At 66.4% G+C, this 14,942-nt stretch carries 15 protein-coding genes; 7 read left to right on the top strand and 8 right to left on the bottom strand.

The window, feature by feature from the left end:
• Positions 1-69: 69 nt before the first annotated feature.
• Together AvAM_RS07000 and AvAM_RS06995 are read left to right on the top strand one after the other, a co-directional pair.
• Positions 70-1,569 carry a PLP-dependent aminotransferase family protein gene (locus tag AvAM_RS07000; protein WP_137746401.1) on the top strand — a complete coding sequence of 500 codons (1,500 nt, stop codon included), beginning with the start codon at positions 70-72 and terminating at the stop codon, positions 1,567-1,569.
• Positions 1,570-1,851: 282 nt separating this feature from the next.
• Entirely contained in the window at positions 1,852-2,208 is a 357-nt protein-coding gene (locus AvAM_RS06995) for a hypothetical protein (protein WP_137746400.1), read from the top strand.
• Positions 2,209-2,230: 22 nt separating this feature from the next.
• Here AvAM_RS06995 and AvAM_RS06990 read toward each other — a convergent pair whose 3' ends face one another.
• The 6 genes from AvAM_RS06990 to AvAM_RS06965 form a co-directional block, all read right to left on the bottom strand.
• Positions 2,231-3,394 carry a Gfo/Idh/MocA family protein gene (locus AvAM_RS06990; protein ID WP_137746399.1) on the bottom strand — a complete coding sequence of 388 codons (1,164 nt, stop codon included), beginning with the start codon at positions 3,392-3,394 and terminating at the stop codon, positions 2,231-2,233.
• Between the two features lie 56 nt (positions 3,395-3,450).
• A complete protein-coding gene (locus tag AvAM_RS06985; protein WP_137746398.1) occupies positions 3,451-4,461 on the bottom strand; it encodes a sugar phosphate isomerase/epimerase in 1,011 nt (336 codons plus the stop codon).
• Positions 4,462-4,789: 328 nt separating this feature from the next.
• Positions 4,790-5,770 (bottom strand): substrate-binding domain-containing protein, encoded by a 981-nt coding sequence (locus tag AvAM_RS06980; RefSeq protein WP_121419798.1) that lies wholly within the window; start codon positions 5,768-5,770, stop codon positions 4,790-4,792.
• Between the two features lie 102 nt (positions 5,771-5,872).
• Positions 5,873-6,934 (bottom strand): ABC transporter permease, encoded by a 1,062-nt coding sequence (locus AvAM_RS06975; RefSeq protein WP_171012153.1) that lies wholly within the window; start codon positions 6,932-6,934, stop codon positions 5,873-5,875.
• Positions 6,915-8,405 carry a sugar ABC transporter ATP-binding protein gene (locus AvAM_RS06970; protein WP_137746397.1) on the bottom strand — a complete coding sequence of 497 codons (1,491 nt, stop codon included), beginning with the start codon at positions 8,403-8,405 and terminating at the stop codon, positions 6,915-6,917. Before AvAM_RS06970 ends, AvAM_RS06975 begins: the two co-directional genes overlap by 20 nt.
• Entirely contained in the window at positions 8,402-9,640 is a 1,239-nt protein-coding gene (locus AvAM_RS06965; RefSeq protein ID WP_375708141.1) for an ROK family transcriptional regulator, read from the bottom strand. The genes AvAM_RS06970 and AvAM_RS06965 overlap by 4 nt, the downstream gene beginning before the upstream one ends.
• 475 nt (positions 9,641-10,115) lie before the next feature.
• On the opposite strand from AvAM_RS06965, the gene AvAM_RS06960 reads away from it, so the two are divergent.
• Both AvAM_RS06960 and AvAM_RS06955 read left to right on the top strand, forming a co-directional pair.
• Positions 10,116-10,616 carry a hypothetical protein gene (locus tag AvAM_RS06960; RefSeq protein ID WP_137746396.1) on the top strand — a complete coding sequence of 167 codons (501 nt, stop codon included), beginning with the start codon at positions 10,116-10,118 and terminating at the stop codon, positions 10,614-10,616.
• Positions 10,613-10,960 carry a hypothetical protein gene (locus AvAM_RS06955; protein WP_137746395.1) on the top strand — a complete coding sequence of 116 codons (348 nt, stop codon included), beginning with the start codon at positions 10,613-10,615 and terminating at the stop codon, positions 10,958-10,960. Before AvAM_RS06960 ends, AvAM_RS06955 begins: the two co-directional genes overlap by 4 nt.
• Positions 10,961-11,085: 125 nt before the next feature.
• Here the strand turns inward: AvAM_RS06955 and AvAM_RS06950 are convergent, their stop codons facing one another.
• Together AvAM_RS06950 and AvAM_RS06945 are read right to left on the bottom strand one after the other, a co-directional pair.
• Positions 11,086-11,616, bottom strand: coding sequence for a class I SAM-dependent methyltransferase (locus AvAM_RS06950; protein ID WP_137746394.1), 531 nt, complete (start codon positions 11,614-11,616; stop codon positions 11,086-11,088).
• 175 nt (positions 11,617-11,791) lie between these two features.
• Entirely contained in the window at positions 11,792-11,971 is a 180-nt protein-coding gene (locus AvAM_RS06945) for a hypothetical protein (RefSeq protein WP_212742261.1), read from the bottom strand.
• Positions 11,972-12,226: 255 nt separating this feature from the next.
• On the opposite strand from AvAM_RS06945, the gene AvAM_RS06940 reads away from it, so the two are divergent.
• The 3 genes from AvAM_RS06940 (at position 12,227) to AvAM_RS06930 (ending at position 14,630) form a co-directional block, all read left to right on the top strand.
• Positions 12,227-12,724: an Rrf2 family transcriptional regulator gene (locus AvAM_RS06940; protein WP_137746393.1), complete on the top strand. Its 498-nt coding sequence runs from the start codon at positions 12,227-12,229 to the stop codon at positions 12,722-12,724.
• On the top strand, positions 12,699-13,646 hold the full coding sequence (locus AvAM_RS06935; RefSeq protein WP_137746392.1) for an NAD(P)/FAD-dependent oxidoreductase: 948 nt from the start codon (positions 12,699-12,701) through the stop codon (positions 13,644-13,646). The genes AvAM_RS06940 and AvAM_RS06935 overlap by 26 nt, the downstream gene beginning before the upstream one ends.
• 114 nt (positions 13,647-13,760) lie before the next feature.
• Positions 13,761-14,630, top strand: coding sequence for an alpha/beta hydrolase family protein (locus AvAM_RS06930; RefSeq protein WP_375708140.1), 870 nt, complete (start codon positions 13,761-13,763; stop codon positions 14,628-14,630).
• The last annotated feature ends 312 nt before the right edge of the window (positions 14,631-14,942 follow it).

Here is a 14,942-nt window from a genome sequence, read left to right as displayed (position 1 = left end):
GATTCAGTTTCAGGTTAAAAATACAGATCAGTTTGCCCTGCATCAACGCCCGCACCCGGTTTTTCGCCCATGAAACGCTACGAACGCCACGCCGACGCCATCGCCCAGCTCATCCACAGCGGCGCCCTGCGCCCCGGCGACCGCGTGCCCTCGGTGCGCGAGGCCAGCCGCACGCGCGGCATCAGCCCGTCCACCGTGTTTGAGGCGTATTACCTGCTGGAGGCCCAGGGCCTGATCCACGCGCGCCCCCGCTCGGGCTACTACGTCAGCGCCCGGCTGCCCGGCACGGCCGAGGCCCGCCCGGCCGAGCCCCTGCCCTCGCAGCCCGCCGCCACCTCCACCGGCGTGGCGATCAGCGACCTGGTGTTTGAGGTACTGGGCCTGGCGCGCGACCGCGACCTGGTACCGCTGGGCTCGGCCTTCCCGGGGCTGGAGCTGTTTCCGCTGGACCGCCTGGCGCGGTGCCTTGCCAGCGGCATGCGCAAGCTCGATCCGTGGAACATCGTGCAAAGCCTGCCGCCCGGCGACGAACGCCTGCGCCAGCAGATCGCGCTGCGCTACGGCGTGCACGGCACAGCGGTGGATGTGGAAGAAATCATCATCACCAACGGCGCGATGGAGGCGCTCAACCTCTGCCTGGAGGCCGTCACCCAGCCCGGTGATGTGGTGGTAGTCGAGTCCCCCACCTTCTACGCCGCGCTGCAGGCGCTGGAGCGGCTGAACCTGCAGGCGCTGGAAATCGCCACCCACCCGCGCGACGGCATCGACCTGGCCGCGCTGGCCGAGGCGCTGCAGCGCCAGCCACTCCACCAGCCCATCAAGGCCTGCTGGCTCATGCCCAGCTTTCAGAACCCGCTGGGCAGCTTGATGCCCGAGGGCAAAAAACGCGAACTCGTCGCCCTGCTCGCCCGCCACGGCGTTCCGCTGATCGAAGACGACGTGTATGGCGAGCTGCACTTTGGACCCCAGCGCCCGCCGCCTGCCAAGGCGTTTGATGGCGAAGGGCTGGTGATGCACTGCAGCTCGTTCAGCAAAAGCCTGGCGCCCGGCTACCGCGTGGGCTGGGTGGCGGCGGGCCGCTTTGCCACGGCGGTGCAGCGCCTCAAGCTGATGACCACGCTCTCGGCCGCCACGCCGTCGCAGCAGGCGCTGTCCGAATACCTGGCCCAGGGCGGGTACGACAGGCACCTGCGCGCCCTGCGCCGCAGCCTGGAACAACAACAGGCGATTGCGCTGGCAGCGGTGGCCCTGCACTTCCCGCGCGGCACACGCGTGTCGCGGCCCGAGGGCGGGTACTTCTTGTGGGTGGAGCTGCCGCCTGCGGTCAACGCGCTGGATCTGCACCGCCTCGCACTGCAGCGGGGCATCAGCCTGGCGCCGGGGCAAATCTTCTCGGCCGACCAGCGGTTTGCGCACTGCGTGCGCATCAACTACGGCCACCCCGCCCACCACCGGCTGGAGGCCGCGCTGGCCACCGTGGGCCAGCTGGCGACCGGATTGGCCACGGGAGCGGCCATGGGCGCGGCAGAGCACCAGCCCTCACCCAAAAACTATCAAAACAATAGCTAAAAAGGCATACTGGTCGCGCGCAAAAGCCAATTTTTTGCCAAACATTTTCCGCCTTAGGCCACCATCCAGCCTTGTCTGCCCCACCCACGCACGGCATCGCCGCTCACTGGGCCAGCCTTGCACCAGGCTGACACCCAAGCCCCGCGTTGGAAAGGCCCAACCTCGGGTTCTCCCGCCCCAGGCACGGCGCTTGCAGCGGCATACTGACGCCCGCCCGCACCCCGGGCAGCGCAACGCCAGGCGGCCCACCCGCCCGCCCTTCAATCCCAACGCCCAGCACCCATGGCCGCACCCCAGCATGTTCCGTTTGTGATGGTGGAAGATGAAGACGACTGGGTCGTCTCGTTCGCGCTGGGCCCCCGGGGCACCGACCGCCTGACGCTGGTGCGCACCCCCCACCTCGAATTCATGCTGCGCCCCGAACAGCGCGGCGTCTCGGTAGGCGCCGAGGCAGGCCAGCGCCCCGCCCTGCTCGTGGCAGTGCAATGGGGGCACAAATGTGTGGATGTGGTGTCCACCGCCAAACGCTACAGCCTGGACATCAGCAAGGTGGACAACACCACCCGCAACGCGGCGCTGCGCCTGCTGGGCAAGATGAACTTTGACCAGCGGTTTCAGCTGGCCGACGGCTACCCCTGAGCCCTGGTCGCTTGGGGCCAGGTCACCCCAGCGCCGTCCACTTCTGCGCACTGGCCGCAGACCCCACCACCCGCTCGATAAAACGCACGCCGCGTGCGCCGTCTTCCACGCGCGGGTAGTCGGCGTGCAGCGGGTCGGGCGCCGTGCCTGCCTGCCGCGCGCGGATGTCGGCGGCCACGCCCAGGTAGACGTTGGCAAAGGCTTCGATGAAGGCCTCGGGGTGGCCCGCAGGAATGCGCCCGGCGCGCAGCGCCGCCGGGCTGAGCCAGGGTGAGCCGCGCGTGAGAATGCGGCGCGGGCCGTCCACAGGGGAATGGACGAGCTGGTTGGGTTCTTCCTGCCGCCAGGTGATGGTGCCCAGCGTGCCCGACACCTGCAGGCGCAGGTCGTTCTCCAGCCCCGCCGCCACTTGCGATGCCACGATAAAGCCGCGTGCGCCGCTGTCGTAGCGCAGCAGCAGCTGGGCGTCGTCGTCCAGCCTGCGCCCGGCGCCAAACGTCGTGAGGTCGGCGCACACCCAGGCGGGGTGCTGGCCGGTGACAGTGGCGGCCAGATTCTCGGCGTGCGACCCGATGTCGCCCAGCGTGCCCGCGCTGCCGCTGCGTGCCGGGTCCAGCCGCCAGTCGGCCTGCTTGTTGGCGCCGCCCTCTTCCACCGCCGTGGCCAGCCAGCCCTGGTTGTATTCGACGGTGATCTTGCGCAGCGGGCCCAGCGCGCCGCTGTGCACAAGGTGCCGCGCCTCGCGCACCATGGGGTAGCCGGTGTAGTTGTAGGTCACGCCGAACACGGTGCCTGCCTTCTTCACTGCCGCCACCAGTTCGTCGGCCTGCGCGCTGGTGTGCACCAGCGGCTTGTCGCACACCACATGAAAGCCCGCCTGCACAAACGCCAGCGCCACCGGGTGGTGCATGTGGTTAGGCGTGACGATGCTCACCAGGTCGATGCGCTCATGCGCCGGGCGGCGCAGCTCGTCGGCCAGCAGGTCTTGCCAGCTGCCGTGGTTGCGGTCGTCGGCCAGGCCCAGTTCGGCGCCAGATGCGCGGGCGCGCTCGGGCGATGACGAGAGCGCGCCGGCCACCAGCTCGAACTGGCCGTCGAGCGCCATCGCCTTGCGGTGCACCGCGCCGATGAAGGCGCCGTGGCCGCCGCCGACCATGGCGTAGCGGAGCTTTTGGGGACTGGACATACGAAACGCCTTTGCTCGCTGTGTGTTGTTGTTATCGGTTTTATGCAGGGGTGCGGCTAGGCCTGCTTGTCGCGCGCAAAGACGGCGTCGAACGCGCCGACTGCGGGCTTGAAGTCGAGTCGCTTGCAGAACGCCGCGCTCTCCGTGGCGCCGTGCACGCGGTCCATGCGGCTGTCTTCCCATTCCACCGAGAGCGGGCCCTGGTAGCCGATGTCGTTCAGCGCGACGATGATGGATTCAAAGTCGATCATCCCGCGCCCCACGCTGCGAAAGTCCCAGTTCCGCCGCGCATCGCCAAAGCTGGTGTGCCCGCCAAACGTGCCCACCGTGCCGTCGCCCTTGCCCCACCACACGTCCTTCATGTGGGCGTTGTAGATGCGATTGCCGAACTGGCGGATGAACTTGATGTAGTCCACGCCCTGGTAAGCCAGGTGGCTCGGGTCGTAGTTGAAGCCAAAGCGCTTGTTGCCGCCCACCGCCGCAATCGCGCGCTCGGCCGATGCGATGTCGAACGCGATCTCGGTGGGGTGCACTTCCAGCGCAAAGTTGATGTCGTGCTGCTCGAACACATCGAGGATGGGGCCGAAGCGGTCCGCGAAGTCCACGAACCCCTTGTCCCAGTACGCCTGCGTGGTGGGCGGGAAGGCGTAGATCGAATGCCACACCGATGAGCCCGTAAAACCCGTCACCGTCTTCACGCCGAACTTCGCGGCAGCACGCGCCGTGTCGGCCAACTCGGCCGCTGCACGCTGGCGCACCCCCTCGGGTTCACCGTTGCCCCACACATGCGGCGGCAGGATGGACTGGTGGCGTTCGTCGATCAAATCGCACACGGCCTGGCCCACCAGGTGGTTGCCGATGGCAAAACACTGCAGGCCATGCTGGGCCAGCAGTGCATGTTTGTCTTTGACGTACTGGGGCGACGACAGCGCCTCCTGCACGTTGAAATGGTCGCCCCAGCAGGCCAGCTCCAGGCCGTCGTAGCCCATGCTTTTGGCCAGCGGCGCGAGTTCGGCCAAAGGCAGGTCGGCCCACTGGCCGGTGAAGAGGGTGACGGGTCTTGGCATGGTGGCTCCAAGGGGCGGAGGGTTGCAGGTTCACAGCGGCTACAAGCTATATTTTTGATAGCTACTAGCGCTTAATGGATAGGCGGCAGAGGCCAATTTGGCTTGAATTGGCACACATCTCAGAGGATTCCCCACTCCCTCTCCCCTGGTGGGAGAGGGCCGGGGAGAGGGGGGGGGAACAGGCGCTGCGCGGGTGCAGCCCCCTCTCCCCCACCCTCTCCCGCGAGGGGAGAGGGAGTCAATCCCCGGCGCCGCTGCGGGTGCACGGGCTGATGTCCTCATCTGAGCGGTGTTCCCCATCAGGCAAATCAGGCTACTGTTTCCGCCATCAGAATGGCGAGTCGGGGAAGTAGAAGTCCTTCGCCGTTTCCTTGGTGATCAGCACCGACGGAATGATGGTGTTGGCCGGCAGCTTCTCGCCCTTGATGCGCGCCTCGGCCGTGAGCTTGATCGAGTCGTAGATGAACTTGGGGCTGTACGACACGTTGGCCTGGATGAGAGGGTTGCTGCCGTCCATCAGCGTCTTGATCATGCCCTTGGCACCCGCGCCGCCGAACACCAGCTTGATGTCCTTGCGCTTGGCCTGTTCGATGGCCTTGAGCACGCCCACGGCCATGTCGTCGTCGGCGGCCCACACCGCGTCGATCTGCGGGAAGCGGGTCAGGTAGTCCTGCATCACCTTGAAGGCATCGTCGCGGTTCCAGTTGGCGTATTTGGCGTCCAGCAGCTTGATGCCGGGGTGGTTCTTCAGCACGCTGTTGAACGCGTCCATGCGCTCGTTGTCCAGCGTGGTTGCAATGCCGCGCATGGCCACCACGTTGCCCTTTCCGCCCAGCGCCTTGGCGATGTACTCGGCCGGGATCTTGCCGAACGCGGTGTTGTCACCCGCCACATACGCGTCCTGCGCGCTGGTGTCGGTCAGGCCCCGGTCAACCACCGTCACGTACACGCCCTTGGCCTTGACCTGGGCCACGGGCTTGGTCAGCGCCGCAGATTCAAAGGGGAAGATGACCAGCGCATTGATCTTGTTCACCGTGACCAGATCCTGCAGCTGGTTGGCCTGCTCGGGCGCACCGCCTGCCGTCTTCACGATCACCTGCAGGCCGGGGTGGGCCTTCTCCAGGTCCTTCTTGGCCTGGTTGGCCCAGTACACGATGCCGCCCGTGAAGCCGTGCGTGGCCGAGGGGATGGCCACGCCCACCACCGTCTTGTTGGCCTGCGCCATGGCAGGGGCCGCCAATGCGAAGGCGGCGGCGCCCACGGCCGACAAGGCCAGGCGGCGGGTGAAAGAAGAAAGTTGGCTGTTCATGCGTTGTCTCCTGTTGCTGTTGCTTTGCTGAAAATGGCCATGGAAGCTGGCCGGCTGGGGAACACGAAAGTCAAACGACCTACCGAGAAAACCGAAGATCCATCACCGCTTTCCGCGCTGCATGAACGCCACAGCAATGATCACGAAGCCCTGCACCGCCGCGTTCAAATACACGCTGATGATGCTGGTGAGGTTGAGGATGTTGCTGATGACCGACAGCAGGATCGCGCCCACCACCGTGCCGGTGATGCTGCCCGCCCCGCCCTTCAAGACCGTGCCGCCCACGATGACGGCGGCGATCGCCTCCAGCTCCCACAGCAGACCCGTGGTGGGCGATGCAGAGCCCAGGCGAGGCACATACAGCAGCGTGGCAATGCCCACGCATACGCCCAGCAGCATGTACGTAAGGATCTTGATCTTGTGCACGTCCACCGCCGCGTACTGCGCCACCTGCTCGTTGGAGCCGATGGCCTGCACATAGCGGCCATAGGCCGTGCGGTTCAGGATCACGCCGCCGACAACAGCCACCAGCAGAAAGATCCACACCGGAATCGGCACGCCCAGCAGGTTGGCGTAATACACCGGGCTGTAGATGTCCGACAGATCGTTCTCCAGCGTGATCGCGCCGCCGTTGGAGAAGTACGTGAGGTACGCGCGGAAGATGCCCAGCGTGCCCAGCGTGACGATGAAAGGCTCGATGCGCCCCTTGGTGATGAGCAGGCCATGCACCAGCCCGAACACCGCGCCCAGCACCACCGCCAGCAGCATGCCCACCACCACGGCCGCCATGGGCGAGCCCAGCACGGGCGCCATGGCGTTCATGAACAGGATGACCGAGCCCGCGATCAGCGCCGCCATCGACCCCACCGACAAGTCGATGCCGCCCGAGATGATGACGAAGCACATGCCCACCGCGATGATGCCGATGAAGGCCGTGCGTGTGAGCACGTTCATCACGTTGTCGTAGGTGGCGAAGTTGCTGTTGAGCAGCGTGCCCGCAATGCACAGCAGCACCAGGCCGATGACCGGGCCCAGGCCGTGCAGCTTGCCCCACCAGGCGCTGACGCCGGTGGCTCCCGCCGCAGTGGCTGCGGCATGGCGGCTGCCGCCTGCCTGCGGGGCTGCGGCGTTTTCGGCCGGTACGTTAACGGGTGCCTGTGGCATGGGCGATCAACTCCTCTTCGGTCAAATGCGGCGCTTGCAGCGTGGTCTGCAGCCGCCCGGCGCGCATCACCGCCACGCGGTGGCACAGGCCGATCAGCTCCATCAGTTCGGAAGAAATCACGATCACCGCCAGCCCCTGCTCCGCCAGGCGCTGCACCAGGTGATAAATCTCGCGCTTGGCGCCCACGTCCACGCCGCGCGTGGGCTCGTCGAGCACCACCACGTTGGGGCCGGGGTGCAGCACCTTGGCCAGCGCCAGCTTTTGCTGGTTGCCGCCCGACAGCGACGACGCGCGCACGTCCAGAGACCCGGTGCGGATGCCGAACTCCTGCACCGCATCGCGCAGCGCAGCCTGCTCGGCCGCCGAGTCGAGCCAGGGCTTGGCGTAGCGCTCCAGCGCCATCAGCGTCAGGTTGGGCCGCAGGCCAAAGTGCACATGCAAGCCCTTGCCCTTGCGGTCTTCGCTCAGGTACGTGAGGCCGTGGCGCGCCGCATCGCGCGGGCTTTTCAGTTGCACGGGTTGGCCTGCAATCTCCACCGTGCCCGCCGTGCGCGGGCGCAGGCCCAGCAGGCCTTCAAACAGCTCCGTGCGCCCAGCGCCCACCAGCCCGGCAAAGCCCAGAATCTCGCCGCGCCGCACGTCAAAGCTCACGTCCTCGGCCCAGCCCGGCACTGTGAGGCCGCGCACCTTGATGGCCGGCGCGCCATCCTGCGGCGCAGGCAGCTTGGGCGGGAACAGATCAGCCAGCTCGCGGCCCACCATCAGGTTGGCCATCTGCCGCCGCGTCACGCTGGCCGTGGCCTCGCGCGCCACCAGCAGGCCGTCGCGCATCACCACCACCTCGTCGGTGGTGCGCTCCACTTCGTCGAGCTTGTGCGATATGTAGATGATGGTCACGCCTGCGGCCTTCAGCCCGGCCATCAGCGCAAACAGGCGCTCCGTTTCGCCGGGGGTCAGCGTGGCGGTGGGCTCGTCCATGATGAGCAGGCGCGCATTGCGGGCCAGCGCGCGGGCAATCTCCACCAGCTGCTTTTCGGCCACGATGAGCTTGCGCACCCGCGTGTCCGGGTCCAGCGGTAGGCCGACTTTCGCAAGCGCCTCGCGCGTCTTCTCGCGCATCGCCTTGTCATCCAGAAAGAGCCCGCGCTTGATCTCATGGCCCAAGAAGATGTTCTGCGCAATCGTCAGGTCGTCCGCCAGATTGAACTCCTGGTGGATCAGCACAATGCCCTGCGCCTCGGCCGCGCGCGAACCGCCACCCGGGGCGCGCACCGCGCCGTCCACCACCACCTCGCCGGTGGTCGGGCTCTCGTAGCCCGCCAGAATCTTCATCAGCGTGGACTTGCCCGCGCCGTTCTCGCCCAGCAGGCCGTACACACGGCCCGGCTGCAGCGCAAAATCCACCCCATGCAGCACCCGCACGGGGCCAAACTCCTTGGTGACGTTGCGGAAGGCGACGGCGACGCTCATCGCACAGCCCCCACACCAACACCTGCACCCGTCACTGAGCCCGCGCGCGACAGGCTCTCCTGCATCGCCAGCACACCCGCGCCCACCACACCCGCATCGTCGGCCAGCGGCGCGTATTGAATCTCCAGGTGCCGCGTAGACAACGCCAGCGAGCGGTGGTACACGCTCTGCCGCACCGACGCGAGGAACAGCGGCCCCATGTCCGTCACCCGCCCCGCAATGAACACATGCGACGGGTTGAAGAAGTTGACGATGGACGCCAGCATCTGCCCCACCAGGCTGCCCGCGCGCTGGATGATGGCGTTGGCCGCGACATCGCCCGTGCGGCTGGCCTGGGCCACGTCTTCAATCGTCAGCGTGCCCGTGCTTTGCAGCCGCTCGGCCAGCAGCGCGCTATCGCCGCGCTGCGCGGCCTCGATAGCCATGCGCGCCATGGCGGGTGCAGCGGCCATGGCCTCCACACAGCCCTGGTTGCCGCAATGGCAGCGCGGCCCGTGCTGGTCCACACAGATGTGGCCCACATCGCCCGCCGAGCCGTTGGCGCCCCGGTACACCTGCCCGTGGCACACGATGCCGCAGCCAATGCCCGTGCCCACCTTGATGACGAGGAAGTTGGGCAGATTGCGCTGCAGCCGGTACATCTCGCCCAGCGCCATCAGGTTCACGTCGTTGTCCACAAACACCGGCGCGGCAAACGCCTCGCGCAGGTAGTCGCGGATCGAGAAGCCGTCCCAGTCGGGCATCAGCGGCGGGTTGACGAGCTGCCCGCTTTCAAAATCCACCGGCCCCGGCACGCCCATGCCGATGGCAATCACTTGGTTGGGGGCCAGCCCGCAGCGCGCCAGCAGCTCCCGCATCAGCCCCCGCACCCGCGCCAGGATCACGCCCGGCCCCTGGCGCACATCAATGGGCTCGCGGTGCCGCGCCAGCACCGTCATGTCGGGCCGCATCACCGCTATCTGCATGCTGGTCGCGCCCAGGTCGGCGCCAATCACCACGCCCAGGGTTTCGCTCAAACGCAGGGTTTCGGCGCGCCGGCCGCCAGAGGATTCCTGCAGGCCCACCTCGTCGAGCAGGCCTTCATCCAGCAGCGCCGCCACCATGGCGTTGGCCTTGCTCTTGGAATAGGCCAGACGCTGCGCCAGCGCATTGCGCGACGCGCCTGCGGACCAGAAGATGGTCTGCAAGACGCTCAGGTCTTCAGTGCCGCAGTGACTCCAGCGGGTGGATGGCAAGGCTTGTCTCCTGTCATGTTTTTGTGCAGCACCTCATGGTGGTGGGTGCTTGACAGGGATGCTATGCGGTCTACTTTGGCCGGGCAAGACTGAACTTCGACCTAAAAAAGCTCGAAGAATCAACAAATGCAGAGAGATTCGAGCTGCGGGGGGGAGGTCACACTACAACTCCATCCCAGATCGGAGGGACTGGTTGGAGCCCACAGCAGCCGTTCAGTAGTGCGGCCTGGAAGCCGCCCTTGACTTGCTGCCGCGGCTGCTGGAAATCCCGGTGTCTGCCTACGGCAAGCTATAGTTGGACTTAGCGCGTGCCGGGTTTCATGGAAGTTCTATACCTGGACGTTTGAACAGCTCGTCGCTTGCAACGCTATGCTGCAAGCGGCCTCCAGGAGAAATCAGTGTCCAGATATCCCGCACTGTCCAGTTTATCCCGGAGGTTTGGCGGTCTAAATTGCGTTAGGCATCCGAACCAGGTATGACAAACCTCTCCGGCATGGACATCGTTGGCGTGTTGGGGCTGCTGGTTTCAATCGCGGGCTTCGCTATTGCGATCTGGCAGATCTGGAAGACTAAAGCCGCGGCGGAGGCAGCACGGGATTCTGCGGCAGAAGCCGTAGATGGAGTACGCAAGATGTACGCGGTGTCTACACTGCAGGATATTGCCGGTCGCTCGCGTAATCTACTGAACTTAATCAAGTCAAAAAACCTTGCAGCAGCAGCAGCAGCAGCCTTCGAGTTGAGAGATGCCGTATCCAAATACCAGCCTTCATCCAAAGAGTCTGCGTCGGAGACAACGCTGTGGACTAAGGTAAGGGAGGAGGTCGACAGTTTGCATGAACGTCTAGAGTCGATCGCCGTTGCGAATCGCTGGACCGCTGACGAACGCGAGGCGTTGATCCATCGCACGTCCAGACTCCACACCCAACTTGCAGCAAACGCCAGTCGCCTAGTATCAACCGTGAGTACAGTGCCATGATTCCAAAAGACTACCGCGATCTGTTGAACGATCTCTATAAGCTGACGGACAGCGGAAAAGCAACCTGGAAGTCTGATCAACACAGTGTGGAGATCACGATTGACGACAACAAGTTTGTGCTTTGGGCCGGAACGGATGAAAGAACTGATGAGGGTTTCGTTTCTTTCGCCCTGCGTGACCTTGCGGGAAACACATTGGACACTTGGTATGTAGACGCGGGTGGGTCCGATTACGACTTCATGAATGCTCTTTTTCTCTCGGCGAAGCGCCACGCTCTTGGCATCCCGGATCGCCTAGCCAAGATTCGGGCGAAGATTTCGGGCGTCAAGAGCATCGGGGACTAGAACTCGCAGGCCTAACCCTTCGTTGCAGCAGACTGCCTTCGACAGCCGCTGAACTCCAACGTTGAGCGTCCGCTTTCACCTGCCACCACCGACTGCTAGTGGCCGAGTACGGCATTTCATGCCGATCACGCGCAAGCGACCCACCCCCTGAACGCAAACCCCTTGTAAAACAGCCGTACATCGCCAAACCCCGCCTCGCTCAAAATCGCCTCATCCTCCCCCGGCGTCAACACCGCCAATTCCGCAGCCACCTTGTCCCGCGCCCTGGCCGCATGCTCCGGCGGCACGCCGGACGCCACCTGAAACGCGGCATAGCGCGACAGCCACAGATCGCGCTCCCCTGCCCCGCCATCGCCGCCAGGGCCGGCACCATCCGCCACACTCAGATGCGCCACCACCAGCGGTGCGCCGGGCTTGAGCCGCCGCCGGATCTTCGCCAGCATGGGCATGCGCTCCTCACGCGGCACAAAGTGAAAAGTCAGCAGGCACGTCGCGCCATCAAACGGCCCGGCAGGTGCGCTCGGCACATAGCCGTGGTGCAGCGCCACGCGGTCGCCGGGCACCCCCGCGCTCTGCAACCGCTGGGCCGCCAGGCCCAGCATGGGCTGGCTGGGGTCCACGCCGTCAAACCGCCAGCCGGGGTGTGCCAGCGCCATGTCTTCCAGCTGTCGGAGCCTGCCGGGCTTGAAATCGTCGGCTGCAAATTGACCGCAGCGGTCCGTTTTTCCCCGGCTTTTTGCCCCATAGCCAGGCTATGGGGCTGCAAATCCGGCAAAAACTGTCCTCGCTGGGGCCAATTTTCGCTATCGACGCTCCAAGCCCGACAGGCTCCTACCCGCCGCCCGCACCCACCACCAGCACGCGGCCGTGGGCGGGCACGCGCTCGGCCAGCAGGATGCGCGACATGCGCAGCAGGCTGTCGTAGCCGGGCACGTTGCGGCGGGGGCCTTCGGCGTAGCGGGCGACGGCGGCGGGATCGGTGAAGGCGGATGGGGCGTGGGGGTGGGTCATGGGGTGGTGGCTGGTGGGCGGGCCGGCGGTGTTGCCGGGTGGGGCTGGGCCGATGCGCCGGGCGGTGGCGGGGCGCCGGTGCGGCGTTGGGGATGGCAGGGGTGTTGGCCTTGCATTTTTTGGCATCAAATTGGCCGCTACCGCCTGTCCATATTGCCTTGATAGCTATTTATTCAATAGCAAACTACCTACGCAGCAGACGCCACAGGCACGTTTGGCAGCGCCATGCTACCATCACGCAACTTTTAATGTTGCATGAAACGAGATAGCCGACTTTCCAATGTTCTCCACGCGCTGCTGCATATGGCAGAGATGGAGGGGCCCGCCACGTCTGAGGCGATGGCGCAGGCCATGCAGACCAACCCGGTGGTGGTGCGCCGCCTGATGGCGGGGCTGCGGTACGCGGGTTTTGTCTCGTCGGCCAAGGGGCATGGCGGGGGGTGGGTGCTGTCGTGCCCGCTCACGGACATCACGCTGCGCGACATCTACGAGGCGCTGGGCGCGCCCACGCTGCTGGCGGTGGGCAACAGGGTGGAGAGCCCCGGCTGCATCGTCGAACAAGCGGTGAACCGTGCGCTGACCGACGCCTACCAGGCGGCCGAAGAGGCGCTGCTGGCGCGGCTGGGTGCGGTGACGCTGGCGCAGCTGTCGGCCGAGTTTCATGAACGCATGGTGGCCGGGTGCCACGGGCACAAGGAGATTGAGCATGACAACGGCAGCAGCAGTGATGACAACAACCACCCAGGCGTTTGACGTGATCGTGGTGGGCGGCAGCTTTGCGGGCCTGTCGGCCGCGATGCAGCTGGCGCGCGCCCGGCGGCGGGTGTGCGTGGTGGACGCGGGCCAGCCGCGCAACCGGTTTGCGGCGGCGTCGCACGGCTTTTTTGGGCAGGACGGCGAAGCGCCGCTGGCGATGATCGAGCAGGCGCGGCGCAAGCTGGCGGCCTACCCCACGGTGACGCTGCGGCAGGGCACTGCCGTGTCTGCCACGCCGCAGCACAGTGCGGGGTCGCCGGAGAACGGTTTTGAAGTGGCGCTGGACGATGGCGCCACCATGGAGGCCCACAAGCTGGTGCTGGCGTTTGGCGTGCAAGACGGTTTGCCCGACATTGCAGGCCTGCGTGAGCGCTGGGGCGCATCGGTGCTGCACTGCCCGTACTGCCACGGCTACGAGTTTGCGGGCCAGCGGCTGGGCGTGCTGTACCACTCGGCAGGCTCGGCCATGCACGCGCAGTTGATTGCCGACTGGGGGCCGACCACCCTCTTCCTGAACGGCGACACCACGCTGGAGAGCGCCGAGCGCGAACGGCTGCAGGCGCTGGGCATTGCCATCGAGCCCGCATCCATCGCGGCGCTGGAAGGCCCGGGCCAGGCGCTGCAGGGCGTGCGCCTGCAGGCCACCGGCAGCGGTGACGCGCGCGTGGTGCCGCTGGCTGCGCTGTATGTGGCCGCCACAACCCGCCCTGCCAGCCCGCTGGCCGAGCAGCTGGGCTGCACGTTCGACGAAGGCCCCATGGGCCCTTACCTCCGCACCGATGCCAACAAGATGACCACGGTGCCCGGCGTGTATGCCGCTGGCGACCTGACGCTGATGCGGCACAACGCCACGCTGGCATCGGCCGAAGGCGTGCTGGCGGGTGTGGGGGCGCACCAGGCGCTGGTGTTTGGGCAGTAGCTTGCTGCAGCGCTGCTTCGCTGTGGCTGCGCCCTGGAGCGGTCAAGGTGCTTAAGCTGCGGCACACTCGGCGGGCACTGCCCCCGTGTCCCCTACCTGCGCCAGCACATCGCCATGACCTTTTCATCTCTGCGCCGCCTCGGCCTTCGTGCGCTCTCCCCTTCGCGCCCAGGCATTCGTTGGCTGTCGGCCGCTGCGCTATGCGGCGCCGCCACCTTGGCCCAGGCGGCGGGCTTCACTTTCATCGAGGTGCCTGCCGACAAGGACGGGCCCGCGCTGCGCGGCGCCGTGTGGTCGCCCTGCAGCACGCCAGCGGGCCGCATCGACCTGGCGCCGCTGGTGCTGCAAGGCACGCGCGACTGCGCCGTGGCTGGCCAGGGCTTGCCGCTGGTGGTGGTGTCGCACGGAGCGGGTGGGTCGGCCCTGGGGCACCACGACACGGCGGCCACGCTGGCCGATGCGGGCTATGTGGTGGCCGCGATCAACCACCCCGGCGACAACTTTCAGGACATGAGCCGCCAGGGCCACCTGTCGGCCTTTGCCACGCGGCCGGTGGACATGCGGCGGCTGACGGACTACATGCTGGGCGCCTGGCCCTATCGCGCGCAGCTGGACGCGGGCAAGGTGGGCTTTTTTGGCTATTCGCGCGGCGGCTACACGGGGCTGGTGGCCATCGGTGCCAAGCCAGACTGGACGCTGCGCCCAGACCTGTGCCCGCCACTGTCCATGCGGCCCCTGTGTGGCGATATACGGCGCAATGAGATCCCCGCCACACCAGCGCCGGACGCGCGCATCAAAGCGGCGGTCATCGTGGACCCGTTGAGCGTGTTCGATGCCAAGGGGCTGGGGCAGGTCGGCGTGCCGGTGCAGCTGTGGGCCTCGGCACTGGGGGGCAGTGGTGTGACGCTGCCAAGCGTGGAGACGCTGCGCCAGGGCCTGCCCCGCGCACCCGACTGGCATGTGGCCGCCAACGCAGAGCACTAGCCTTTCTGGCGCCCTGCCCGCCCGCGCTGGCCGAGGCGGCGCCCGAGATTTGCCGCGACGCGCCGGGGTTTGACCGGGTGGCGTTTCACCAGGGGTTCAATGCGAAGGTGGTGGGTTTTTTCCAGCAACATCTGGCGGCGGGCAAGGCGCCCTGAGCGCAGTTCGGCATTCGCCACACCGCACGACCAATGGGTTGACGCAGCCCGCAGCAGGCACCTACACTGCCCTTATCGCGTTTGACCTTTTGGGTCGGCGCGAACCGCAAAGCCCTCCGCCACCGTCGAGGGCTTTTTTTCGTCCGCCGTATAGAAA

It is taken from the genome of Acidovorax sp. NB1, assembly GCF_005405905.1.
Classification (GTDB): domain Bacteria; phylum Pseudomonadota; class Gammaproteobacteria; order Burkholderiales; family Burkholderiaceae_C; genus Acidovorax.
This window is presented reverse-complemented; position numbering and strand designations above follow the sequence as displayed.

Bases quoted from the DNA above. Each gene is read 5' to 3' on its own strand.
- AvAM_RS07000 (WP_137746401.1), top strand. From the start codon at position 70: ATGAAACGCTACGAACGCCACGCCGACGCCATCGCCCAGCTCATCCAC.
- AvAM_RS06995 (WP_137746400.1), top strand. From the start codon at position 1,852: ATGGCCGCACCCCAGCATGTTCCGTTTGTGATGGTGGAAGATGAAGAC.
- AvAM_RS06990 (WP_137746399.1), bottom strand. From the start codon at position 3,394: ATGTCCAGTCCCCAAAAGCTCCGCTACGCCATGGTCGGCGGCGGCCAC.
- AvAM_RS06985 (WP_137746398.1), bottom strand. From the start codon at position 4,461: ATGCCAAGACCCGTCACCCTCTTCACCGGCCAGTGGGCCGACCTGCCT.
- AvAM_RS06980 (WP_121419798.1), bottom strand. From the start codon at position 5,770: ATGAACAGCCAACTTTCTTCTTTCACCCGCCGCCTGGCCTTGTCGGCC.
- AvAM_RS06975 (WP_171012153.1), bottom strand. From the start codon at position 6,934: ATGCCACAGGCACCCGTTAACGTACCGGCCGAAAACGCCGCAGCCCCG.
- AvAM_RS06970 (WP_137746397.1), bottom strand. From the start codon at position 8,405: ATGAGCGTCGCCGTCGCCTTCCGCAACGTCACCAAGGAGTTTGGCCCC.
- AvAM_RS06960 (WP_137746396.1), top strand. From the start codon at position 10,116: ATGACAAACCTCTCCGGCATGGACATCGTTGGCGTGTTGGGGCTGCTG.
- AvAM_RS06955 (WP_137746395.1), top strand. From the start codon at position 10,613: ATGATTCCAAAAGACTACCGCGATCTGTTGAACGATCTCTATAAGCTG.
- AvAM_RS06950 (WP_137746394.1), bottom strand. From the start codon at position 11,616: ATGGCGCTGGCACACCCCGGCTGGCGGTTTGACGGCGTGGACCCCAGC.
- AvAM_RS06945 (WP_212742261.1), bottom strand. From the start codon at position 11,971: ATGACCCACCCCCACGCCCCATCCGCCTTCACCGATCCCGCCGCCGTC.
- AvAM_RS06940 (WP_137746393.1), top strand. From the start codon at position 12,227: ATGAAACGAGATAGCCGACTTTCCAATGTTCTCCACGCGCTGCTGCAT.
- AvAM_RS06935 (WP_137746392.1), top strand. From the start codon at position 12,699: ATGACAACAACCACCCAGGCGTTTGACGTGATCGTGGTGGGCGGCAGC.
- AvAM_RS06930 (WP_375708140.1), top strand. From the start codon at position 13,761: ATGACCTTTTCATCTCTGCGCCGCCTCGGCCTTCGTGCGCTCTCCCCT.